The sequence below is a fragment of the Sphingomonas jejuensis genome, from assembly GCF_011927695.1.
GTDB lineage: Bacteria > Pseudomonadota > Alphaproteobacteria > Sphingomonadales > Sphingomonadaceae > Sphingomonas_K > Sphingomonas_K jejuensis.
On record NZ_JAATJE010000001.1, the window covers coordinates 1,578,542 to 1,600,725 of the forward strand.

15 protein-coding genes are annotated in these 22,184 nt (G+C 68.7%); 11 read left to right on the top strand and 4 right to left on the bottom strand.

The window, feature by feature from the left end; genetic code table 11:
• Window positions 1-35 precede the first annotated feature (35 nt).
• The 4 genes from GGR88_RS08075 to GGR88_RS08090 all read left to right on the top strand — a co-directional run bounded on the left by GGR88_RS08075 (window position 36) and on the right by GGR88_RS08090 (window position 6,289).
• The gene (locus GGR88_RS08075) at window positions 36-1,574 is read left to right on the top strand and encodes a tryptophan halogenase family protein (protein ID WP_167954015.1); all 1,539 of its coding nucleotides are present in this window, start codon (window positions 36-38) and stop codon (window positions 1,572-1,574) included.
• Window positions 1,571-3,523 (top strand): sialate O-acetylesterase, encoded by a 1,953-nt coding sequence (locus GGR88_RS08080; protein ID WP_342449749.1) that lies wholly within the window; start codon window positions 1,571-1,573, stop codon window positions 3,521-3,523. Before GGR88_RS08075 ends, GGR88_RS08080 begins: the two co-directional genes overlap by 4 nt.
• A 9-nt stretch (window positions 3,524-3,532) precedes the next feature.
• Window positions 3,533-5,428: an NPCBM/NEW2 domain-containing protein gene (locus GGR88_RS08085; protein WP_167954016.1), complete on the top strand. Its 1,896-nt coding sequence runs from the start codon at window positions 3,533-3,535 to the stop codon at window positions 5,426-5,428.
• A gap of 72 nt (window positions 5,429-5,500) precedes the next feature.
• Window positions 5,501-6,289: a FadR/GntR family transcriptional regulator gene (locus GGR88_RS08090; protein ID WP_167954017.1), complete on the top strand. Its 789-nt coding sequence runs from the start codon at window positions 5,501-5,503 to the stop codon at window positions 6,287-6,289.
• A gap of 23 nt (window positions 6,290-6,312) precedes the next feature.
• Here the strand turns inward: GGR88_RS08090 and GGR88_RS08095 are convergent, their stop codons facing one another.
• The 3 genes from GGR88_RS08095 to GGR88_RS08105 all read right to left on the bottom strand — a co-directional run bounded on the left by GGR88_RS08095 (window position 6,313) and on the right by GGR88_RS08105 (window position 10,186).
• Window positions 6,313-7,881 carry an alpha-N-arabinofuranosidase gene (locus GGR88_RS08095; RefSeq protein WP_167954018.1) on the bottom strand — a complete coding sequence of 523 codons (1,569 nt, stop codon included), beginning with the start codon at window positions 7,879-7,881 and terminating at the stop codon, window positions 6,313-6,315.
• 149 nt (window positions 7,882-8,030) lie between these two features.
• Window positions 8,031-9,485 carry a family 43 glycosylhydrolase gene (locus GGR88_RS08100; RefSeq protein ID WP_245196468.1) on the bottom strand — a complete coding sequence of 485 codons (1,455 nt, stop codon included), beginning with the start codon at window positions 9,483-9,485 and terminating at the stop codon, window positions 8,031-8,033.
• Between the two features lie 2 nt (window positions 9,486-9,487).
• A complete protein-coding gene (locus tag GGR88_RS08105) occupies window positions 9,488-10,186 on the bottom strand; it encodes an acetylxylan esterase (protein WP_245196469.1) in 699 nt (232 codons plus the stop codon).
• A 151-nt stretch (window positions 10,187-10,337) separates the two neighbouring features.
• Between GGR88_RS08105 and GGR88_RS08110 the strand changes: the two genes are divergently transcribed.
• The 7 genes from GGR88_RS08110 to GGR88_RS08140 all read left to right on the top strand — a co-directional run bounded on the left by GGR88_RS08110 (window position 10,338) and on the right by GGR88_RS08140 (window position 20,357).
• A complete protein-coding gene (locus GGR88_RS08110) occupies window positions 10,338-11,354 on the top strand; it encodes a glycoside hydrolase family 43 protein (RefSeq protein ID WP_167954020.1) in 1,017 nt (338 codons plus the stop codon).
• Between the two features lie 87 nt (window positions 11,355-11,441).
• On the top strand, window positions 11,442-12,359 hold the full coding sequence (locus GGR88_RS08115) for an alpha/beta hydrolase (protein WP_167954021.1): 918 nt from the start codon (window positions 11,442-11,444) through the stop codon (window positions 12,357-12,359).
• Window positions 12,360-12,407: 48 nt separating this feature from the next.
• Entirely contained in the window at window positions 12,408-14,933 is a 2,526-nt protein-coding gene (locus GGR88_RS08120; RefSeq protein WP_167954022.1) for a glycoside hydrolase family 9 protein, read from the top strand.
• Window positions 14,934-15,084: 151 nt separating this feature from the next.
• Window positions 15,085-16,230, top strand: a complete 1,146-nt coding sequence (locus GGR88_RS08125) for a fumarylacetoacetate hydrolase family protein (protein ID WP_167954445.1) — start codon at window positions 15,085-15,087, stop codon at window positions 16,228-16,230.
• Between the two features lie 30 nt (window positions 16,231-16,260).
• Window positions 16,261-17,043 carry a D-xylose 1-dehydrogenase gene (gene xylB / locus GGR88_RS08130; RefSeq protein WP_167954023.1) on the top strand — a complete coding sequence of 261 codons (783 nt, stop codon included), beginning with the start codon at window positions 16,261-16,263 and terminating at the stop codon, window positions 17,041-17,043.
• A gap of 3 nt (window positions 17,044-17,046) precedes the next feature.
• Window positions 17,047-17,964 (top strand): SMP-30/gluconolactonase/LRE family protein, encoded by a 918-nt coding sequence (locus tag GGR88_RS08135; RefSeq protein WP_167954024.1) that lies wholly within the window; start codon window positions 17,047-17,049, stop codon window positions 17,962-17,964.
• Window positions 17,965-18,023: 59 nt separating this feature from the next.
• The gene (locus GGR88_RS08140; protein ID WP_167954446.1) at window positions 18,024-20,357 is read left to right on the top strand and encodes a glycoside hydrolase family 3 N-terminal domain-containing protein; all 2,334 of its coding nucleotides are present in this window, start codon (window positions 18,024-18,026) and stop codon (window positions 20,355-20,357) included.
• Between the two features lie 54 nt (window positions 20,358-20,411).
• Here the strand turns inward: GGR88_RS08140 and GGR88_RS08145 are convergent, their stop codons facing one another.
• Window positions 20,412-22,184, bottom strand: coding sequence for an IlvD/Edd family dehydratase (locus GGR88_RS08145; RefSeq protein ID WP_167954025.1), 1,773 nt, complete (start codon window positions 22,182-22,184; stop codon window positions 20,412-20,414).

Here is a 22,184-nt window from a genome sequence, read left to right on the forward strand (position 1 = left end):
GCACCTCGCCTCTTTTTTGATCACGATCGGGTGACATGAAACCGGTCAACAACATCGTCATCGTCGGGGGCGGAACCGCCGGCTGGCTGACAGCCGGAGTGATCGCCGCGCGCCATCGCGGGCGGCAGCCGCACGGCTTTTCCGTTACCCTGATCGAATCGCCGAACGTCCCCATCATCGGCGTCGGCGAAGGCACATGGCCGACGCTGCGCACGACGCTGCGCACCATCGGCGTGTCCGAAACCGACTTCTTCCGGCAATGCGATGCCGCCTTCAAGCAGGGCGCGCGCTTCAACCGCTGGACAACCGGTGCGGTGGATGACGGCTACTACCACCCGCTGATGCTGCCGCACGGGTTCGCGCGCCTGAACCTGGTGCCGCATTGGCTGCTCGACGCGAGCGGCAGCTTCTGCGACGCCGTGACGCCGCAAGGGCGGCTCTGCGATGAGGGGCTGGCGCCCAAGACGATCGCCACCCCGGAATATGAGGGGCCGGCCAACTACGCCTACCATCTGGATGCCGGGAAGTTCTCCAGCTTCCTGCAGGCGCACTGCTGCGACACGCTTGGCGTCCGCCATGTCCTCGCCGACGTGACGGACGTGCGGATGGCCGACAATGGCGACGTCGCCGCCGTCGACACGGCGCAGGCGGGCATGATCGAGGGCGACCTGTTCATCGATTGCACGGGGTTCAAGGCGCTGCTGATCGACGGGGCGATGAAGGTGCCGTTCCGCTCACTGACCGACACGCTGTTCTGCGACACGGCGCTGGCCGTGCAGGTCCCCCATGACGACCCGACCGACCCCGTCGCCTGCCACACGATCTCGACCGCGCAGACGGCCGGATGGATCTGGGACATCGGCCTGCCCACCCGCCGCGGCGTCGGCCATGTGTTTTCAAGCAGCCATATCTCCGCAGACGAGGCCGAGCGCGAGCTGCGCGCCTATATCGGCCCAAAGGCGGACGGCCTCACCGTGCGCCGCATCCCGATCCGGTCCGGGCACCGGGAGACCTTTTGGAAGAACAACGTCGTCGCGGTGGGCCTGGCGGCGGGTTTCCTCGAACCCCTCGAGGCATCCGCGATCGTCCTGATCGAGCTGTCCGCCAAGATGATCGCGGAGCAGATGCCCGCCTGTCGCGAGGTGATGGACGTCGTCGCGCGCCGGTACAACGAAACCAGCCATTATCGCTGGGGCCGCATCGTTGATTTCCTGAAGCTGCATTATTCGCTCACCCGGCGCACCGACAGCGACTTCTGGCGGGACAATCAGCGGCCGGAGACGATCCCCGATCGCCTGCGCGACCTGATGGAGCTGTGGCGATACCAATCGCCATGGCTGCACGATGAGTTCGACCGAGCCGAGGAGGTGTTCCCGGCCGCCAGCTATCAATATGTCCTCTACGGCATGGGACACCGGACGGCCGCGCTGCCCGGCGCCCATGATGCGGAAGCGGAGCTCGCGCGGCGGGCATGGCGCGACAACAAGGCGCAGACGGCGCGGATGATGAGCGCGCTTCCGCGGCACCGCGATCTGCTCAACAAGATCGCCGAACATGGGATGCAACCGATATGATGCGTGCCGCTGTCCGGTACACCGGACGCACCGTTGCAGTGGCCGCGGCGCTGCTGGTAACGGCCGCACCCGCCCTCGCCGCGCCGCGCCTCGACGGGCTGTTCGGTGACCACGCGCTGGTTCAGCGCGATCAGCCGCTGACCGTCAGCGGCGATGCGCAGCCCGGCGAGACCGTCCTCGTCAACTTCGGCGGCAGCAGCGCGCAGGCGACCGCGGACCGCCGCGGCCGCTTCGAAGCGCGCCTGCCAGCAATGGCCGCGGGGGGGCCCTACACGCTAACGGTCGCCGCACCCAGCGGCGCGCTTGTCGTTGACGATGTCATGGTCGGCGACCTCTTCCTGTGCTCCGGCCAGAGCAACATGGAGATGAGCGTCAGCGACGCGCAGTCGATGATCGCCGCCGCCAACGCGCCCGTCGATCCCGGTCTTCGGCTCGTGACCATCCAGAAGGCGACGGCCGTGGCTCCGCAGGAGCGGTTTGCCCAGCAGCCGCGCTGGCAGCTTGCGGGTCCGGACAGCATCCCCGGCTTCTCGGCCGCGTGTTTCTACATGGCGCAGGATCTGCGCCGTCGATCGGGCGTCCCGGTGGGCGCGATCCATTCGAGCTGGGGCGGATCCCGGATCAGCGCCTGGATGAGCGATCCTGCCCTGCGCACGGGCGGCTTGGGCGCCGATGCCGACCTGATCGCGCTGTTCGCGCGCGATCCCGCCGCCGCGCGGCAGCGCGCACTGGCGACGTGGGAGGAGTGGTGGCGCGATCGCACCGGCGATCGCGACGGTGCGGAGCCGTGGCAGCCGGGTGCCGCGCTCGATTGGCAGCCCGTGCCCGCGATCACCAACTTCGAAGGCTGGGGCGTCCCTGCCCTTGCGACCTTCAACGGCATGCTCTGGTTTCAGCGTGAGGTGCAGGTGAGTGCGGCGCAGGCGCGTGGCCCGGCCGTGCTCTCGCTCGGCCGCATCGACGATGCCGACCAGAGCTGGGTCAACGGCGTCGCGGTCGGCGGCAGCAGCCTTGCCTCGGAACTGCGCGTCTACGCGCTTCCGCCCGGCACGCTGCGCCCCGGCACCAACACCGTCACCGTGAACGTCGACGACGTGTACGCAAACGGCGGCATGCTTGGCCCGGCGGAGGCGATGCAGCTGACATTTGCGGACGGCTCATCGGTTCGGCTGGGCGACGGCTGGCGCTATGCCGTCGCTCGCCCCGTGCCCGGTGCCGCCCCGCGCACGCCGTGGGGAGACATCAACGGCGCCGGCACGCTCTTCAACGCGATGATCGCGCCGCTGCGCTCGACGCGCATCGCGGGCATCGCCTGGTATCAGGGGGAATCGGATACCGGCCTCCCGGGTTATGACCGACGTCTGACGGCGCTGATCGCCGACTGGCGGCAGCGCTTCGGCACGCCGCAGACCGCCTTTGCGGTTGCACAGCTGTCCGCCTACGGCACGCCACCGGCGACGCCGTCGGACAGCGGCTGGGGCATCGTACGCGACGCGCAGCGCCGGGTCGCGGCGGAAGACGCTCATGGCGGGCTCGCGGTAACGCATGACATCGGCGACTTTACCGACATCCATCCCGGCGAGAAATATCAGGTTGGCCTTCGCCTCGCCCGCGCGATGACGGCGGCGATGGCCGGCGCCGCCAGCCGCGCCGGCCCCGCGATCGCGAGCGCGTTCGCCGAGGGCGACGGTGTCCGCCTGCGCTTCGAAGGCGTCGACGGCGCGCTTCACCCGCGCAGCGCCGCGGTCGCGATCGGCTTTGAACTGTGCGGCGCCGAAGCGGGAAGCTGCCGTTGGGCCAGCGGACGGGTGCAGGGATCGGACGTGTTCCTGCCCGGCGACGGCCGCCCCGTCACCCATGTCCGCTACGCCTTTGGCGATGCACCCAGCACCAACCTCAGCGATGATGCGCTGCTTCCGGTCGGCACGTTCGACGTGCCGGTCCGCTGAGCGCCCGGCATGAGGGCCCTGCTTCACGCGCTTCTCGGCGCGTCGTTGGCGGTGATGAGCGTGCCTGCTGCCGCTGCCGCCGATCCGCTCGCGCCGACCGGGCGCTGGAGCGCGAACACTGCGGGTCAGGCGCCTTTGCCGCCGATGGGCTGGGCATCGTGGAACGCCTTTAACAGCGACATCGACGAGGAGAAGATCCTCGCCTCCGCCCAGGCGCTGGTGGACTCCGGCCTCGCCTCGCTCGGCTATCGGTACGTCAACATCGACGATGGCTGGTGGCTGCGCCGGCGGGCGGACGGCCGGCTGATCATCCGCACCGACCGCTTCCCCTCGGCTGCGATCGGGGCGGATCCGAGCTTCCGGCCGCTCACCGATCGGCTGCACGCGATGGGGCTGAAGGCCGGGATCTATTCGGATATCGGCCGCAACAGCTGCGGGCAGATCTACACGCCCGATTTCAGCAACCAGCCCGAAGGCACCGTGGCGGAGCGCGAGGTCGGTCTCTACGGCCATGTTGATCGCGACATCCGGCTGTTCTTCGCCGACTGGAACTTCGACTTCATCAAGGTCGACGGCTGCGGCATCCGCGGCCTTCCCGCCGATGCGCCGCACGTCCGCTCCGGCATGTACCGGGCGCTGACGCCGCTTGTGGACATGCAGTCGCTCGGCGTCACCGATGTTGCGGCCGTGCGCGCGCTCTACCAGGAGGTTGGGGAGGCGATCCGCACCCACAGCCGCGGCCGGCCCTATGTCTACTCTATCTGCCTGTGGGGTGCCGCCGACGTGCGGCAATGGGGCAAGGACGTCGGCAACATGTCGCGCACCAGCGACGACATCCAGCCGAGCTGGGCCCGGATGCTCACCAACCTGGATACCGTGGTCACGCGGGCGCTCTATGCCGGGCCGGGCGCCTGGAACGATCCGGACATGCTGTTCGTGGGGACCGGCGACTTTGACGACCGGCATCTGACGCAGGCACGCTCGCACTTCTCGCTCTGGGCGATGCTCAATGCACCGCTGATCATCGGCTACGACCTTCGCCGCATGACACCGGCCCTCCGCGCGGTCTTCGGCAATGCGGAACTCGTCGCGCTCAACCAGGATGCGGCCGGCAACCAGGCCGTGCTCGCTTATGATTCCGATCAGGTCCAGGGGTTCGTGAAGATGCTTGCCGATGGGTCGAAGGCGGTGGCGCTCTTCAACCGCACGGCATCGCCGGTGCAGGCGCTTGTCTCCGCCGATCAGCTGAAGCTGCGTCCTGACGCCGATGTCGCGCTGCGCGATCTCTGGTCCGGTCGGCAGCAGAGCTTCCGCGGCGAGCTCCCGCTGGAGCTGGCACCGCACGAGACGCGCGTGTTCCGCGCATCGGGCACGCGCCGACTGCCCGGCGGCCTCTACCTGTCGGAGATGCCCGGCTCCGTAAACCCGGCCGAGGACGGCGTGCCCCAGCCAGAGGCTGATCCGACCATCGAGAGGTCGATCACGCCCTGGATGGGGACGCGGGGGTCCGGCGAGCACGCCCAATATGCCGGCTGGGGCGGCGCGGACGCAGACCGTGCGCCTTATCGCAAGCTGCTGAGGATCGCCGGGCGCGCGTTCGACACGGGCATCGGCATTCTTGCCAATTCACGCCTGGAAGTGCGCAACAGCGGCTTTCGCGCCTTCGAAGCGGACGTCGGCGTCAACGATTCCGGCCGTCAGGGTTCGTCCCCGGTCACCTTCGAGGTGTGGGGCGACGGCGTTCTGCTGGCACGGTCTGAGCCGATGGGCTTTGGCGATCCCGCCGCTCGGCTCGCGGCCGATGTCGCCGGGCGTCGGATCGTCGAGCTGGTCGCGCGCTCTGCTGACGGGGCGACGCTCGCGCCGTCTCCTGTGACCTGGGGAAATGCCGCATTGCTGCGCTGACGGCGGCGCCGGTCCGGTGCCGGGCCGGCGATGACGATTGACTTGCCACGCGCCATGGCCTTGATCCCGTCAATGAATGACGACGCCATAGCCACGACCGTTGAAGGCGACCGGTCGGCACGCACCCGCAGCCCCGGGCGGCGGCTGCGCGGCGCCGTCGCCAACCGGCTGGGCACGGCCATTCTTTCCGGCGAGTACCAGCCCGGCGACATCCTGCCCGGGGAGATCGCGGCGGCGGAGGCTCTGCAGGTGTCCCGAAGCGCTTATCGCGAAGCGATGCAGGCGCTCGCTGCGAAGGGCCTCGTTGAAAGCCGCCCGAAGACCGGGACACGCGTCCTGCCCCGCGAACGCTGGAACCTCCTTGATCCCGAGGTGCTCGGCTGGGCCTTCAATGGGGAACCGGACGCCCGGCTGGTCCGCAGCCTGTTCGAACTGCGCCTGGTGATCGAACCGGCCGCCGCCGCCCTCGCCGCCGGTCGCCGCGACAAGGCCGACATCAAGCGGATGCGCGACGCCCTGAACGGCATGCGGCGCCATTCGCTGGCGACGCCTGAAGGACGCGCCGCCGACCGCGACTTTCACGATGCGCTGCTGCGCGCGACCAACAACGATGCGTTCGTGGTGATCAGCGCCTCCATCGGCGCGGCGGTGGCCTGGACCACGCTTTTCAAGCAGCGAACCCGTGCACTCCCCCGCGATCCGATCCCGGATCACGCGCGCGTGTTCGACGCGATCAGCGCAGGGGATGTCGACGGCGCGTCGGCGGCCATGCGCATGCTCGTCGAACTCGCCGTCGACGACACGCAGGACGCCATGACCCGTCTGGCGCCCGAACCGGACGCGGCCGCGACCAAGGCTTGATCGCGCCGCGCCCGATCAGCGGGTCACTGCAGCTTCAGCACCACGATCGACTTGGCCGGCAGCGTCGCCGACAGCGTCGATCCGGACAGGCTGGCGCCGTCGAAGGCGGCGGGCTGCACCACTTCCGGCGCGTCGAAGCTGTTGTGCGCGTCCATCGCGGCTGCCGTGATGATCCGGCCGCTCGCCGCCTGCGCCTGCAGCCCCTGCAGATCGACGCTGATCGGATGCGCACGGTTGGGATCCACGTTCACCAGCGCGACATGCACCGCACCGGTCCGGTCGCGCACGGCAGACACGCTGATCGCTGGCACCGCCACCTCGTCGCGATGATACCAGGGGGACTCCAGCGTGACCGGCAGGCTCGTCGCGCCCTGCCACGGCTTGTAGAGGTCGAACACCCAATAGGTCGGCGTCCGCACCATCCGCGGCCCGTCGGTCAGCAGCATGGCCTGCAGCACGTTCACCATCTGCGCGATCGCGGCCATCTTCACGCGCTCCGCATGGCGGGAGAAGATGTGGATGTTGAGCGCGGCCACCATCGCGTCACGCAGGCTGTTCTGCTGCTGCAGGAAGCCCGGGTTCGATCCCGGAGCCGGGTCATACCAGGTGCCCCACTCGTCCACCGCCAGCATCACGCGCTTTTCGGGATCGTAGCGATCCATGATGGCGGAATGCTTGGTGACATATTCGTCCATCTGCAGCGTGTGCTCGATGGTGGTCGCCCACTCCCGCTCCGGAAAGCCCAGCGCGGCGCCCTTGTCCTCCCACACCGCGTCGCGCGGGCGAGTGTAGAAGTGAAGCGCGAGCCCGTCGATGTGCTTGGCCGACAGCCGCATCATCGTTTCCGTCCACTCGTAATTGGCGTCGGACGGCCCGCTGGCGATCTTCAGCATCGGGCCATGGTCGCGCCCGGCCTTGGCGAAGGTGATGAAGCGGTTCGTCAGGTCGGATGCATATTCGGCGCGCATGTTGCCGCCGCAGCCCCACAGCTCGTTGCCGATGCCGAGATAGTTGACGGTCCAGGGCTCGGGATGCCCGTTCTCCGCCCGCTCGCGCGCCAGCATCGTGGAATCGCGCGGAGCGGTCAGATACTCCACCCACTGCGACGTCTCGGCGGGCGTGCCGCTGCCGACATTGGCGGAGACATAGGTGCGCGCGCCGATCAGCTCGGCGAAGCCCATGAACTCGTGCGTGCCGAAGCTGTTGTCCTCGTTCACCCCGCCCCAGTTGGTGTTGACCTTCACCGGGCGGCGCGCGCGCGGCCCGATGCCGTCGCGCCAGTGATACTCGTCGGCAAAACATCCGCCCGGCCAGCGCACCATCGGCACTTCGATCGCGCGCAGCGCCTCCACCACATCGCGGCGATAGCCGCGGATGTTGGGGATCGACGATCGCTCGCCAACCCAGATGCCGCCGTAGATGCCCGTGCCCAGATGCTCCATGAACTGTCCGAACACATCGCGGTGGATCTGCGCACCCGGCTGATCGGCACGCACGGTCGCACGCGCTGCCGTCTCCGCCGCCGCGGTTTGCGCGACGGAGGCCACCGGCGTTGCAAGCGCGCCGGCGAACATCAGCAACCCCGCAACCATCCCGCCACGCCGCCGGCGCCTCGCTCCGGGGCGACGGCTGGATTCCTGACCGTTCTGCGGGATCATCGCTGTCGCTGCACCTTTGGTCACGCTCACACTTCCTCCAGATGAATGGTCAGGCCCGCCAGCCGCATCGCCGACGGCGCTGGTCATGGCTCCACGAAGCGCCAGCGCCCGGCATCGCTGCGCGCATCGAACCGCGCGAGCGTGGGCGTGCTGGTGCCGATCGCCATCAGCGCGAGATCGCCCTCGCCGCCGTCCTTGGGCGTGATGCGATAGCTGCCGTCGGTCAGCTGATCGATGCGCCACAGCTGCCGGTCTTCCTCGGCACGTGCGGTCGCCTCGACCTCGCCGGCTGCCGTTGTGGCAAGTGCCCGGTCCGTGCCGGCGATGACGATGCGGTAATAGGGCGCACCGAACCATCCGCCTGCGTCCGCCGCCGGCGTGATCGTCCAGCGCTGGTTGGGCCGGATCATGTCTGCGGACAGCTCCACCCGGACGGGACCGTCGGGCCAACCCGCCTCCACGTCGCCCAGCGTCTGGTCCGCAATCGGTCGCACCGGCGCATCGCGCGGCGCCGTCCAGCTACGCCGCGCGTCAAAGGGGATGCGGACGAAATCCACCTTCATCTGCAGCACGTTGCCGCTTCGCTCCGACCTGATCTCATAGGTGCCGGGCCGCAGGTTGCTGCCGCCGACCGGCCAGCCGTCGCGCCACAGCAGCGGCTCGATGGCCAGCACGCTGCGCCCGCTTCGATCCATGTCGGCTTCGTAGTGGAGCGAGAATTTCTGCAGGTCGCCGCCGAAATCGAGAAGCCCGAAATGGCCCGCGCCGATCATCCGCCCGTGGGCTGCCGCCACCAGCTTGCCCCCGCCCTGCAGCAGCGGCACGCCCATGTTGTCGAGGTATGGACCAAGCACGTTGCGCGACCGGCCGACGCGGATGTTGTATGTGGAATTGGGCCCGTCGCAGCAGGTCCCGTGCGTGCCCAGCAGATAGAACCAGCCATCGCGGTGCATCAGCGCGGTGGCTTCCATGTCGATGGCGATGTCGACCGGCTCGTTGCCCTCCACCCGCAGCCCTGTCGCGGGATCAAGCTCGATCAGGCGGATCGAGCCGAAATAGGTGCCGTAGCTCAGCCAAAGGCGCCCATCATGGTAGAGGAAGGCCGGGTCGATCGCATCGTTGTTCTCGACCCCGTTGCTCGACACCACCGTGCCGACCTCGTGGTAGCCGAACTGCGGCGAGTTCGGGTCGAGCGAGCGCGTCCACATGATCTTAACATCGCTGGCATGCCCGCCGGACATGCCGCCGCCACCGACCGCCCAGGCCACATAATAGCGATCGCCAATCTTGATCACGTCGGGCGCGACGCCGCCGCCCGGCCGCACCGGGCCGCTCGCCCACGTCCAGCCGTCCTCCGACACCAGGCCGCCGCCGCGCGTGCCGAACGTGTACCACTTGCCGTCCGACTGCACGATCGTGGATGGATCGTGGATCAGGACGTCACCGGCGAGCTGTGCGGACGCAGTGCCGCCCACCGTCAGCGTCAGCCCGGTCGAGAGCGCGAGAAGGATGTGCCGGATGGCGCGGCTGTGCGTCATGCTCATTGCACCTCGATGCTGAGATCGCGGATCGGGGCACCGGTCTCGTCCACGAAGCGCAGGCAGAAATCGCTGAGGCCCGGCCCGTTGATCACCGCGCCGCGGATGACGTTGCGCCCCGCGCGCAGCACCATCCTGTCGGACAGCACATCGTCCATCACCATTCGCCGGTCATCGAACAGGCTGGCGGCCTCTTCGCCGTTCACCCACCACATCGATGCCGAATTGGACCCGACGGCCAGGCGAACGTTCCGGTGCTCGCGCGGGCTGTTCACCACCGTCACGGCCCAGAAGACGACGCCATATTTCGGCTTGCCGAGCGCCTGAGCGAAATTGAACAGCTTCACGTCCCACAGCGTGGAATCGAGCGCGTGCCAGCGCAGGCCCTCCGTTCCTGCCGCAACTTGCCCGTCACGCGGCAAGGCACCCAAGTCGCCGGGGTAGCCGGCCGGATCCAGTGCCCGGCGGACATAGCTGCCGGTGAACACGGTGTTGGTCGGGTTTGGGCGGCTGATCGGCTCCAGCAGCAGCCAGCGCCGGATGAACCCCTGCTCGTCCGGGCGCGCCGGCGTGGACGTGGCGGGGCGAAAATAATCGGACAGGGGCGGCACCGCCGGGACCTGCTGCGCGTGAAGCGGAGCAGGTGCAAGAACGACGCCTGCGAGCACAAGCCGCAGGATCGCGGATCGCATGGTCGACATCCCGGCCGCTCCTCCCTCTCGCCTGCGACATTGCCGCGCATGGCATCGACGCACCTTATGGCCGAGATTGACGGGACGTCAACTTGTCCTACAAGTGCTTATGTTCCGGACGTCGCGGGCTCCACGCGATGCCGATCGGGAGAGTCGCTTCATGATCCTGCGCCACCTTCTTCTCGCGTCACTGGCCTGCACGACGCTCGCAACGCCCCTTGGCGGCGCTGCACTGGATGCTCAGGGTTCGCCCCTGCCGACCGCTCCGGGATCCAATCCGATCATCCGCGACAAGTTCACGGCCGATCCTGCACCGCTCGTGGTTGGTGATCGCCTCTACCTTTATGTCGGACATGACGAAGCGCAGCGAGACGAGATGTTCAACATGCGCGAATGGCTCGTCTATTCCACCACCGACATGCGCACCTGGACGGATCATGGTCCGATCATGCGGGTGGCCGATTTCCGCTGGGCGAAGCAGGATGCGTGGGCCTCGCAGGCGATCGAGAAGAACGGCCGCTACTGGTTCTATGCGGCGGTGGAGCATGACGACACCAATCCGGGCAAGGCGATCGCCGTGGCAGTCTCGGACAGCCCGACCGGCCCCTTCGTCGATGCCAAGGGATCGGCGCTGATCACCAACAGCATGACGCCCAAGGGAACCCACAGCTGGGAGGATATCGACCCCACCGTCTTCACCGACGATGACGGCACCACCTGGATCGCGTGGGGCAATCGCCAGTGCTACATCGCCAGGCTGAAGCCCAACATGATCGAGATCGACGGTGAGATCACCGAGATCACGCCGCCGAACTTCGAGGAAGGTCCCTGGCTGCACAAGCGCGGGCCGCTCTACTACCTCACCTATGCATCGCTCGATCGCAGCCGCCACCGGGACGAGCGCGTATCCTATTCCACCGCGCCGAGCATCCAGGGCCCTTGGACCCACCGCGGCGAGCTGACGGGCTCCGGCCGGTATAGCTTCACGATCCATCCGGGCATCGTCCAGTTCAAGGGCGACTGGTACCTGTTCCTCCACAACGCGACGCTTACGATCGGCGACCTCAACGGCGCCATTGGCCGGCGCGCGGTGACGGTCGAACGGCTGCGCTATCGCCCCGACGGTCTGATGGAACCGGTGGAGCAGACGGAGCTTGGCGTCGCCGCGCCGAGATGATCGAAGTGATCGGATTGCCGGCTTGCGCGACCGGCGGTTGCAGGTTCATGTTAGCGCTCACGAAAAGATAAGTTCGGGAGAGGATTGATGGGTCTGAGGCATCTTCTGATCGCCGCCATGATCGGTGCGGCAGCTGTTCCCGCAATGGCGCAGGACGATCGCATGACGCCGATCGCGATCCCCGCGCAGCCGCAAGCGATCGAGCTCGGCACCGGGCCGCTGCCCGGCGCCACCGCCAACGAGTCGTGGCACCAGCAATATGGCAGCCGCTTTGCCCGCAACGTGACGGTTGCAACGCTGACGCCCTTCCTGCCCGATCCCGCCCGTGCCACCGGCGCCGCGGTGATCGTCGCGCCGGGCGGCGGCTTTCGCACGCTCTCCATGGAGAATGAGGGCTGGGACGTGGCGCGGGCCCTGGCGGCGCGCGGCGTGGCGGCCTTCGTGCTCAAATACCGCCTCAACCAGACGCCGGCCGACATGGCGGGCTTTGAGCGGTCCATGCAGGAGATGTTTTCCGCCGCCGCGCCGCGCCCGCGCCCCGATCCACAGGCGGCAATGGCGGGCCTCGCGCCGCAGATCGCCGACGCGCGCGCGGCCTTTGCGCTGGTGCGGCGCCGCGCCGGTGAATGGCGCGTCGATCCCGACCGGATCGGCATGGTCGGCTTTTCCGCCGGCGCCATGCTCACGCTGGCGACGACGCTCCGGGGTGAGGACGCCCGTCCTGCGTTCATCGGCAACATCTATGGTCCGATCGGCGCGATGGAGGTGCCGGCCGATGCGCCGCCGCTGTTCATCGCGCTTGCGGCGGATGACCCCTTCTTCGCAAACAGCGGCTTTGGACTCATCGACAGCTGGAAGGCGGCTGAGCGCCCCGTCGAGTTCCATCTCTATGAACAGGGCGGCCACGGCTTCGGCATGTATCCGAAGACCACGACCAGCACCGGCTGGTTCGACGCGTTCGCCCGCTGGCTGGGCATGCACGGGTATCTTGCGCCCGCCGCCTGACGCGCGCCACCACCGACAGAGTTGATCAACAGCATGGGGAAGACCGTCATGCCCGCTCGCCACCTGCTGCTGGCCACCCTTCTGGCCGCCGTCGCCCTTCCCGCCCAGGCGCAGGACGGCGGCCTCAGGCTCGACCGAAGCGACTATTTCGAGGCACCGGGCGTCAACTGGCTGATCTTCTCGAACGTCAACGAAGGCCTCTTCGCCGATGCCAAGATCAGCGGCGTCGAGCTGATCCAGCAGGGGGTGAGGACCGCCACCAACGGCGACGTCCGTCTGGCGGCGACGCCTGGCCAGTGGGATCCGTCCGCCCGCTTCGTCAGCCGCCGGGTGGACAAGGCCGCCGGCCTGATCGAGGCGGTCATGGCCTATCCGGACTTCAGCTACACCGTCCGGGCGGAGCGGCAGGGCGCCGCCATCCGCCTCTCGGTGGTGCTCGACCGGCCGCTTCCCGCCGCCATGGTCGGCAGGGCCGGCCTCAACCTGGAATTCGTACCCTCCGCCTACTGGCACCACAGCTTCCTGGCGGATGGTCGCGCCGGCCTGTTCCCGCGCCACCCCGCCGACGCGATGCAGCTGACCGCGGAGCGGAACCCGGCCAGCGGTCGCGCTGACGGTCCCGGCGCCGAGCCGCTCCCCTTTGCGAGCGGCCGCCGGCTCGTGCTCGCGCCGGAGGACCCGGCCCGCCATGTCAGCATCTCGACTGCTGACGGTGAACTGATGATGTTCGACGGCCGCAACCAAGCCGACAACGGCTGGTATGTCGTTCGGCAGCTGATCCCGGCGGACCGCACCGGCACCGTGCTGCAATGGACGCTCGACGCCAACAGCGTGCCCGGATGGCTGCGACCGCCCGTGATCGCGCATTCGCAGGTCGGCTACGCACCCGGCGCGACGAAGATTGCGACGGTTGAGCTCGACCGCGACGACAGTCGTTTGGGCGAGGCGCGCCTGCTGCGCGTCGATGCCGACGGGCGCACCGCGCCGGTGACCATCCCGGCGGCGACGCGCTGGGGCGATTACCTGCGCTACCGCTATCTGACGGTGGATTTCAGCCGGGTGACGCAGCCGGGCGTCTACATGCTGGAATATGGCGGCGTGCGCACCGCGCCCTTCCCGATCGCCTCCGGCCTGACCGGCACCTCGTGGCACCTCAGCAACGACGTCTACCTGCCGGTTGCAATGGACCATATGACGGTCAACGAGGCGTATCGCGTGTGGCATGGCGATCCGCACCGCGACGATGCGCGGCAGGCGCCCGTCAACCACGAACATATCGACCTCTACCGTCAGGGTCCGACGACCGACACACGCTTCTCGCCGGGTGAGCACATTCCGGGCCTTGCGGTCGGCGGCTGGCTGGACGCCGGCGACTTCGACATCCGCACCCAGACGCAGTATCAGGTGATCCGCCAGCTGGTGGACACCTGGGAAGAGTTCGGCATCGATCGCGATACGGTCGCGGTGGATTGGAACACCCGTCGGGTGGAGCTGCACGTGCCCGATGGCACGCCCGACATCCTTCAGCAGATCCGCCACGGCAGCATGCAGCTGCTCGCGCAATATGACGCGGTCGGCCACGCCATCAACGGCATCGTCGAGCCCGACGTCGCTCAGTATACCCATCTCGGCGACGCAGCGAGCAAGACCGACGGCCTCGTCTATGACGCGGCGCTGGCACCCTACCAGCGTGTGGTCGATGCGGGCGGCGCGCGCAGCGGGACGCCGGACGACCGCTGGGCGTTCACCAGCAAGTCCACCGCTCTGGACTATGGCTCCGCCGCCGCGCTCGCAGCGACCGCGCGGGCCTGGCGCGGGCGCGACGACGCTTTCGCGGACCGCTGCCTCGATCGTGCGCGCCGGATCTGGGACGAGGAGCATGCGCGCGGGCCCGTCGTCTTCCGCCACGGCAACACCACGGGAGGTCCGCTGGAGGTCGAGGAGTTCACCGCCGCTGTTGAGCTGCTGCTCGCCACGCGCGACCGTCGCTATGCGGAGCGCGTCGGCGCGCTCGCCCCTGGCATGGCGGAAGCCTTCGGAATGACCGCGACCACCATGGTCCGGGCTCTGCCGCACATGCCGGCCGACTACCGCGCGCTTGTCGAGACGGCAGCCCGCCGCTGGGCTGCGAGTGCGGAGGCGTTCAGGCAGGCCAATCCATTCGGCGTTCCGATCACGGACGGCAGCTGGGCGGGCAGCGGCAGCGTGCTCGGCTTCGGGCTCACCGGATATGCGCTTCACCGCGCCTTCCCCGACATCGTCGATGCGGGCCCCGTCACCCGCGCGCTCGACTTCATCCACGGCCATCATCCGGCGTCAGACCGCTCCTTCGTATCCGGCGTCGGTGCGGTGTCGAAGGAGATCGCCTATGGCAGCAATCGCGCCGACTTCTCCTTCATCCCGGGCGGGGTTGTCCCGGGCGTGCTGATCCTGAAGCCGGACTATCCAGAAAACCGCGACGACTGGCCCTTCTTCTGGGGCGAGAACGAATATGTCGTGCCCGAAGGCGCCATGTACATCGCGCTCGCCAATGCGGCGCACCGGCTGGAGGCCGAACGGCAGGCACAACCGTGAGCCATGCTCATTTGCACTCTGGACGGCACCGACGGCATCAGCTTAGGTTAGCGCTAACGACCATGGAGGGGATGATGGATGATTGGCGGTGCGTCGCGAGCGCGACGATGCTGACGGGCATGTCTCCGGCCCTGTATGCGGGGCGGCGCTGATGCCCGCCTTCTCGATCGATCAGCTTCCGGCCGACTGGCGGCAGGCGCGTTTCCTGGGGCGCATCGCGACGGCGCAGGGCCCGTCACCCGTGCTGGTGGACGGCGGCGAGCTGTTCGACATGAGCGTCGCTGCCCCCACGCTGTCGATGCTGGTGGAGGCGCGCGCTTTCGATCCGGCACAGGGACGGCTGCTCGGCCCGCTCGAGCATCTGCCGCTGGCCGCCGGCGACGGCGCGGCCCTTCGCCTCCTTGCTCCGGTAGACCTTCAATGCATCAAGGCGGCCGGCGTGACCTTCGCCGTCTCGGCGGTGGAGCGCGTGATCGAGGAGCAGGCGCGCGGCGACGCGGGCGCTGCAGCCGCCGTGCGCGCACGGCTTGAGCAGGCGATCGGCGGCAACCTCGCGTCCGTCAAGCCGGGCTCCGATGCGGCGCAGGCGCTGAAGGCGCAGCTCATCGAGGACGGCATGTGGTCGCAGTATCTGGAGGTCGCGATCGGCCCGGATGCGGAGATCTTCACCAAGGCGCCCGTCCTCGCCTCGGTCGGCTGGGGCGATGATGTCGGCGTACGCTCCGACTCCACCTGGAACAATCCGGAGCCGGAGGTCGTGCTGCTCGCCGACAGCCAGGGCAGTGCCGTCGGTGCGACGCTCGGCAACGACGTCAACCTGCGCGATTTCGAGGGCCGGTCCGCGCTCCTGCTGTCCAAGGCCAAGGACAACAACGCGTCCTGCGCGATCGGCCCCTTCGTGCGGCTGTTCGATGACGGCTTCTCGCTCGACGACGTCGCGGCGGCTGAGGTCGATCTCCGGATCGAAGGTGAGGACGGCTATGTCCTGACCGGCTCCAGCAGCATGAGCCAGATCAGCCGCCCGCCCCAAGATCTGCTCCGCCAGAGCCTCAGCGAGCACCAGTATCCCGACGGCTTCGCGCTGTTCCTGGGCACGCTGTTCGCGCCGACGCAGGACCGCGGCGAACCCGGGCGCGGCTTCACCCACAAGCGCGGCGATGTCGTCACCATCTCCACCCTGCAGCTCGGCACGCTGATGAACCGGGTGACCACGTCGAAGGCCGCCGCGCCGTGGACGTCGGGCATCGGCGACCTGATGCGGAACCTTGCCGCGCGCGGCCTGCTCCCCGCCGGCTGACACCACACCGCTCTTTCCCCGGAGACCATCGTGCTCGATCCCACCCCGTCCGCCCGGACCGCCATCTATCCCAGCCTCGCGGACCGCCGGGTCGTCATCACCGGCGGCGGCAGCGGCATCGGCGCAGCCCTGGTCGAGGCTTTCGTGGCGCAGGGCGCGCGCGTCGCCTTCGTCGATGTGGCGGAGGCGGACAGCAAGGCCCTGGTGGAGCGGCTGTCGCCGCGCGCGCGGCACGAGCCCGTGTTCCGCCCGCTCGACCTCACCGACGTCAACGGCATCGCCCCGGCGATCGCCGAACTGGACACGAGTCTCGGCGGCATCGACATCCTGGTCAACAACGCCGCCAACGACGACCGGCACACGCTGGAAGAGGTGACGCCCGACTATTGGGATCAGCGCATGGCGGTCAACCTGCGCCACCTCTTCTTCGTCACGCAGGCCGCGCTTCCCGCCATCCGCCGCGCCGGGGGCGGTGTGGTGATCAACTTCGGGTCGATCAGCTGGCATCTCGGCCTTCCCGACCTCGTGCTCTATCAGACGGCAAAGGCCGCCATCGAAGGCATGACCCGGGCGATGGCGCGCGACCTCGGCCGCGACAACATCCGCGTGAACTCGATCATCCCGGGCAATGTGCAGACCCCGCGCCAGATGAAATGGTACACGCCGGAGGGCGAGGCGGAGATCGTCGCCGGTCAATGCCTGGATGGCCGCATCCAGCCTGCCGACGTGGCCGCGCTTGCGCTGTTCCTCGCCTCCGACGATGCCCGGATGTGCACCGGCCACGACTACTTCGTGGACGCGGGCTGGCGCTGAGCCATGCTTGGCCGGCCCGCCGTTGTCGCTTCCGTCGACGCCACGCTCGGCGAAGGGCCCTTCTGGGACGATGTCACCGCCCGCCTGTGGTTCGTGGACATCAAGGGCGATGCGATCTTCTCCTTCGATCCCGCGCACAACAGCGTGGCGCGCTGGTCCGCGCCGACCGCCCCCGGCTGGGTGCTGCGGTCGGAGGCAGGCCACCTGCTGGTCGGCACAAAGGGGGCGATCCACCGCTTCGACCCCGCCGGCGGCGACTTCACCCTCCTCACGCCCGTCGAGGACGACCGACCGGGCAATCGCCTGAACGATGCCACCGTCGCTCCTGACGGCACGCTGTGGTTCGGCACGATGGACGATGGGGAGGTCGAGCACAGCGGACGCATCTACCGCCTCGATGGGGGCGCCCCGGTCGACAGCGGCCTTGCGCCTGTGGTGATCACCAACGGCCCGGCCGTCTCGCCCGACGGTCGGACCCTCTACGTCACCGATACGCTGGGCCGCCGCATCTGGTGCGTTCCGATCGGCGGAGCGAATCAGCTCGGCCCGCCCGAACTCTTCACGGAGATCGAAGAGGGGGCCGGCTATCCCGACGGGCCGACGGTGGATGCCGAAGGCTGCCTGTGGACGGGTCTGTTCGGCGGCTGGGCGGTGCGCCGCTACTCACCCGACGGCCAGCTCATCGGTCATGTCCCGCTGCCGACCGCCAACGTCACGAAGCTCGTCTTCGGCGGCGATGGCCTGCGGACCGCCTTTGTCACCACGGCGCGAAAGGGGCTCGATGACAGCGCCCTCGCCGCGCAGCCGGATGCCGGGCACCTGTTCGCGTTCGACGCCGGCGTCGCCGGCCTGCCCACGCCACGCATCCGCGAAGGAGCGACCATGACCGACACCGGATCATCCGGGCATCCCGCATCGTGAGCGTCGGACACACGCGCCGCGGCGCCTTGCGGCAGCTGGCATCGGTCTCCGCGATCGCGATGATCGCGCCCACCCTTCCCGCCAGCGCACAGGCCGGCCCGCCCCTCTATCGCAATCCCAATGCACCCGTGCCTGATCGGGTGGCCGATCTGCTCGGGCGGATGACGCTGGAAGAGAAGGTCGCGCAGCTCACGGCCTTGTGGGCCGGCAAGGCCGACATCATGGACGGGCTCGACTTCGATCCCGCGCGCGCCTCCGCCAGCCAGCCGCACGGCATCGGCCACCTCACCCGGCCGTCGGACAAGCGCGGCGGCCCGGGCGTCGGTGCCGCAGCCGGCGGCACGGCGGCGCGTTGGCGCACCCCGGCGGAAACGGTCGCCTTCGTCAACGCCGTGCAGCGCTGGGCGCGTGAGGACACGCGGCTGGGCATCCCCGTCCTGTTCCACGAGGAGTCGCTCCACGGCTACATGGCGACCGAAGCGACCATGTTCCCGCAGGCGATCGCGCTCGCCGGCAGCTTCGATCCCGATCTGATGCGGCGCGTGCAGGCGGTGATCGCGCGCGAGGTCCGCGCCCGCGGCATCCCGCTCGTGCTGTCGCCCGTCGTCGACATTGCGCGCGATCCGCGCTGGGGCCGCATCGAGGAAACCTTTGGCGAGGATCCGCACCTGTGCGCCGAAATGGGTGTCGCCGCGGTGGAGGGCCTGCAGGGCGTCGGCCGCATCGACCGTCTCGCCGCCGACAAGGTCTTCGCCACGCTGAAGCACATGACCGGCCATGGTCAGCCGCAGGCCGGCGAGAACATCGCGCCTGCGCTGATCGGCGGGCAACGCGACCTGCGGGAGGCGTTCTTTCCCCCGTTCCGCGAGGTCATCCGCCGCGCCCATGCGGCGGCGGTGATGCCGTCGTACAACGAGATCGACGGCATGCCGAGCCATGCCAACCGCTGGCTGCTGGGCGATGTGCTGCGTGGCGAGTGGGGTTTCGACGGACTCATCGTCAGTGATTATGGCGCGGTGGAGGAGCTGGAGACGATCCACGGCATCGCGGCCGATGGCCCCGCCGCCGCCCGACTGGCGCTTGCGGCCGGGGTCGACTCGAACCTCCCCGATGGCATCGCTTACCGCACGTTGGTCCAGCAGGTCCGCGCCGGCCGCGTGCCGATGGCCCAGATCGACGCTGCGGTGGGCCGCATGCTTGCACTCAAGTTCCGCGCCGGGCTGTTCGAACAGCCGATGGGCGATGCCGCGCTGGCCGCCCGCCTTACCGGCGACGTCGAGGCGCGGGCCTTGGCGCTGGAGGCGGCGCGGCGTTCCATCTGCCTCCTGAAGAACGACGGAACCCTGCCGCTGCGCGCCGGCGCGCATTCCCGCGTCGCCGTGATCGGCCCCAACGCCGCCGTCACGCGGCTCGGCGGCTATTCGTCCGTGCCGAAAGTCGAAACCAGCCTCCTTGACGGGGTCCGCGCGCGGCTGAACGGCGTCGCCGAAGTCGTCCACGCGCAAGGTGTCTTCATCACGACCAGCGAAGACCGCTCCGCCGACGAGGTCGAACTGGCCGACCCGGTCCGCAACCGCAGGCTCATCGAGGAGGCGGTTGCCGTCGCGCGCGACAGCGACCTGATCCTGCTGGCGATCGGCGACACCGAACAGACCAGCCGCGAAGGCTTTGCGCGAAACCATCTCGGAGACCGCGCCACGCTGGGTCTCCTGGCGCAGCAGGACGATCTGTTCGATGCGCTTGCCGGCCTCGGCAAGCCGCTGGTCGTCCTCGCGATCAATGGTCGCCCACCAAGCTGGGTCAATATTGCGGATCGTGCCCCCGCGATCCTCGAATGCTGGTATCTCGGCCAGGAAGGGGGCACCGCAATGGCGGAGGCGCTGTTCGGCGACATCAATCCCGGCGCCAAGCTCCCCGTCACCGTGCTGCGTGAGGCGGGTCAGGCGCCCTTCTTCTACAACCACAAGCCGAGCGCGCGCCGTGGCTACCTGTTCAGCGACGGATCGCCGCTGTTCCCCTTCGGTCACGGCCTCAGCTACACGCGTTTCGATCTCGGCGCGCCGACGCTCGCCGCCGCGCGGATCGGGCGGGACGGGACCGCGGAGGTGTCGGTTCCCGTCGCCAATGTCGGACGCCGCGCCGGCGATGAGGTCGTGCAGCTCTACATTCGGCACAGGACCGCGTCGGTCACGCAGCCGGTAATGACGCTTAAGGCATTCCAGCGGGTCACCCTGGCTCCCGGTGAGCGCCGGACGGTGCGCTTCCGCCTCGGGCCGGAGACGTTCGCGATCTGGAACGATGCCATGCAGGAAGTCGTGGAACCCGGCACGGTCGAGATCATGACCGGCAACAGCTCCGCCGCGCTGCAATCGACCGAACTGGCGATCGCTTAGAACTGGACGACCCAACGGAGCAAGGCGGGTCCGGACCCGCCCTGCCCCAGATCATCAATGATTGTGCCGCGGCGTCTGGCGCGCAATGCCGCGATATTTCACCGCCATGTCCATCACGCCGCCATTGGCAAGCTGGCCCGTCTTCTCGCGGAAGATTTCCTCCCAGGGCGTGTGGCTGGGTGGGATCGGCGGCGGCACCTCCGCCTGCCGGCGCGCGATCTCCGCCGGCTCCACCAGCGCGTCGCACCGCCCCCGATTGAGGTCGACGCGGATGATGTCACCGGTCCTCAGCCAGGCGAGCCCGCCACCGACCGCGCTTTCCGGCGACACGTTGAGGATCGAAGGACTGTCGGACGTTCCGGACTGACGTCCGTCGCCAAGCGTCGGCAGGGCTTGGACGCCGCGCCTCACCAGATGGTCGGGCGGCTGCATGTTCACCACTTCGGCTGATCCGGGCCACCCGATCGGACCCGATCCGCGGATGACCAGCATGCAATCCTCGTCGATCTGCAATGCCGGGTCATTGATGCGGTGGTGGTAATCGTCCGATCCGTCGAACACGATGGCCCGCGCCTCGAACACGCCCTCCATGCCCGGCCGCTCCAGATAGCGTTGGCGAAACGCGGGCGAGATCACGCTGGTCTTCATGATCGCGAAGTCGAACAGGTTCCCGCTCAGACCCAGGAAGCCGGCATCCGCCATCAACGGATCGGCATAGGGGCGGATCATCTCGCGATCGCGCGTTTCCCGTCCCTCCAGGTTCTCGGCGATCGTTCGGCCTGTCACCGTCAGGCAGTCGCCGGCCAGCAGCCCCTGGTTCAACAGCTCCCACATCGCCGCCGGCACCCCGCCCGCGCGGTGGAACCGCTCACCCAGATATTTGCCCGCCGGCTGCATGTTGACCAGCAGCGGCAGCTTGTGCCCGTGCTCCGTCAGGTCGGTCGGCGCCAGGTCCACGCCGGCATGGCGCGCCATCGCCATGATGTGCGGCTGCGCGTTGGACGATCCACCGATCGCGGACACGGTGCGGATGGCGTTCAGGAAAGCATCGCGCGTCAGGATCTTCGACGGGGTCAGGTCCTCGTACGCCATCTCCACGATGCGTCGTCCCGTCAGGTACGCCATCTGCCCGCGCTCCCGGTACGGCGCGGGGATGGCCGCACAGCCGGTCAGCGACAGGCCCAGCGCCTCCGCGACCGCGTTCATCGTGGAGGCGGTGCCCATGGTGTTGCAATGCCCCGCCGATGGCGCGCTGTCGGTGGCGCGGGACAGGAACTCTTCCTCGTCGATCTCCCCGGCGGCGAGCTTGCGCCGTGACCGCCAGATGACGGTGCCGGACCCGACCAGGTCGCCCTCGTGCCAGCCGTCGAGCATCGGTCCGCCCGACAGCACGATGGCCGGGATGTCGACCGTGGATGCGGCCATCACGCCGGCCGGCGTTGTCTTGTCGCATCCGGTGGTCAGCACCACCGCATCGATCGGATAGCCGTAGAGGATCTCGACCAGCGTCATGTACGACAGGTTGCGGTCCAGCGCGGCCGTCGGCCGGCGGCAATTCTCGAAGATCGGATGGGTCGGGAATTCCAGTGGGATCCCGCCTGCGTCGCGGATGCCGTCACGGACCCGCCGTGCGAGGTCGATGTGGATCCGATTGCACGGGCTGAGATCGCTTCCCGACTGGGCGATGCCGATGATCGGCCGTCCGGATCGCAGTTCCTCGGGCGTCACGCCATAGTTCATGAAGCGCTCCAGGTAGAGCGCCGTCATGTCGGACCGGACGGGATCGGCGAACCAGTCGCGCGATCGGAAGGGCTTGGCGGGGGTCAT

Excerpts from the sequence above, each read along its gene's own strand:
- GGR88_RS08075 (WP_167954015.1), top strand. The coding sequence starts at position 36 with ATGAAACCGGTCAACAACATCGTCATCGTCGGGGGCGGAACCGCCGGC.
- GGR88_RS08080 (WP_342449749.1), top strand. The coding sequence starts at position 1,571 with ATGATGCGTGCCGCTGTCCGGTACACCGGACGCACCGTTGCAGTGGCC.
- GGR88_RS08085 (WP_167954016.1), top strand. The coding sequence starts at position 3,533 with ATGAGGGCCCTGCTTCACGCGCTTCTCGGCGCGTCGTTGGCGGTGATG.
- GGR88_RS08090 (WP_167954017.1), top strand. The coding sequence starts at position 5,501 with ATGAATGACGACGCCATAGCCACGACCGTTGAAGGCGACCGGTCGGCA.
- GGR88_RS08095 (WP_167954018.1), bottom strand. The coding sequence starts at position 7,881 with ATGGTTGCGGGGTTGCTGATGTTCGCCGGCGCGCTTGCAACGCCGGTG.
- GGR88_RS08100 (WP_245196468.1), bottom strand. The coding sequence starts at position 9,485 with ATGACGCACAGCCGCGCCATCCGGCACATCCTTCTCGCGCTCTCGACC.
- GGR88_RS08105 (WP_245196469.1), bottom strand. The coding sequence starts at position 10,186 with ATGTCGACCATGCGATCCGCGATCCTGCGGCTTGTGCTCGCAGGCGTC.
- GGR88_RS08110 (WP_167954020.1), top strand. The coding sequence starts at position 10,338 with ATGATCCTGCGCCACCTTCTTCTCGCGTCACTGGCCTGCACGACGCTC.
- GGR88_RS08115 (WP_167954021.1), top strand. The coding sequence starts at position 11,442 with ATGGGTCTGAGGCATCTTCTGATCGCCGCCATGATCGGTGCGGCAGCT.
- GGR88_RS08120 (WP_167954022.1), top strand. The coding sequence starts at position 12,408 with ATGCCCGCTCGCCACCTGCTGCTGGCCACCCTTCTGGCCGCCGTCGCC.
- GGR88_RS08125 (WP_167954445.1), top strand. The coding sequence starts at position 15,085 with ATGCCCGCCTTCTCGATCGATCAGCTTCCGGCCGACTGGCGGCAGGCG.
- GGR88_RS08135 (WP_167954024.1), top strand. The coding sequence starts at position 17,047 with ATGCTTGGCCGGCCCGCCGTTGTCGCTTCCGTCGACGCCACGCTCGGC.
- GGR88_RS08140 (WP_167954446.1), top strand. The coding sequence starts at position 18,024 with ATGATCGCGCCCACCCTTCCCGCCAGCGCACAGGCCGGCCCGCCCCTC.
- GGR88_RS08145 (WP_167954025.1), bottom strand. The coding sequence starts at position 22,184 with ATGACCCCCGCCAAGCCCTTCCGATCGCGCGACTGGTTCGCCGATCCC.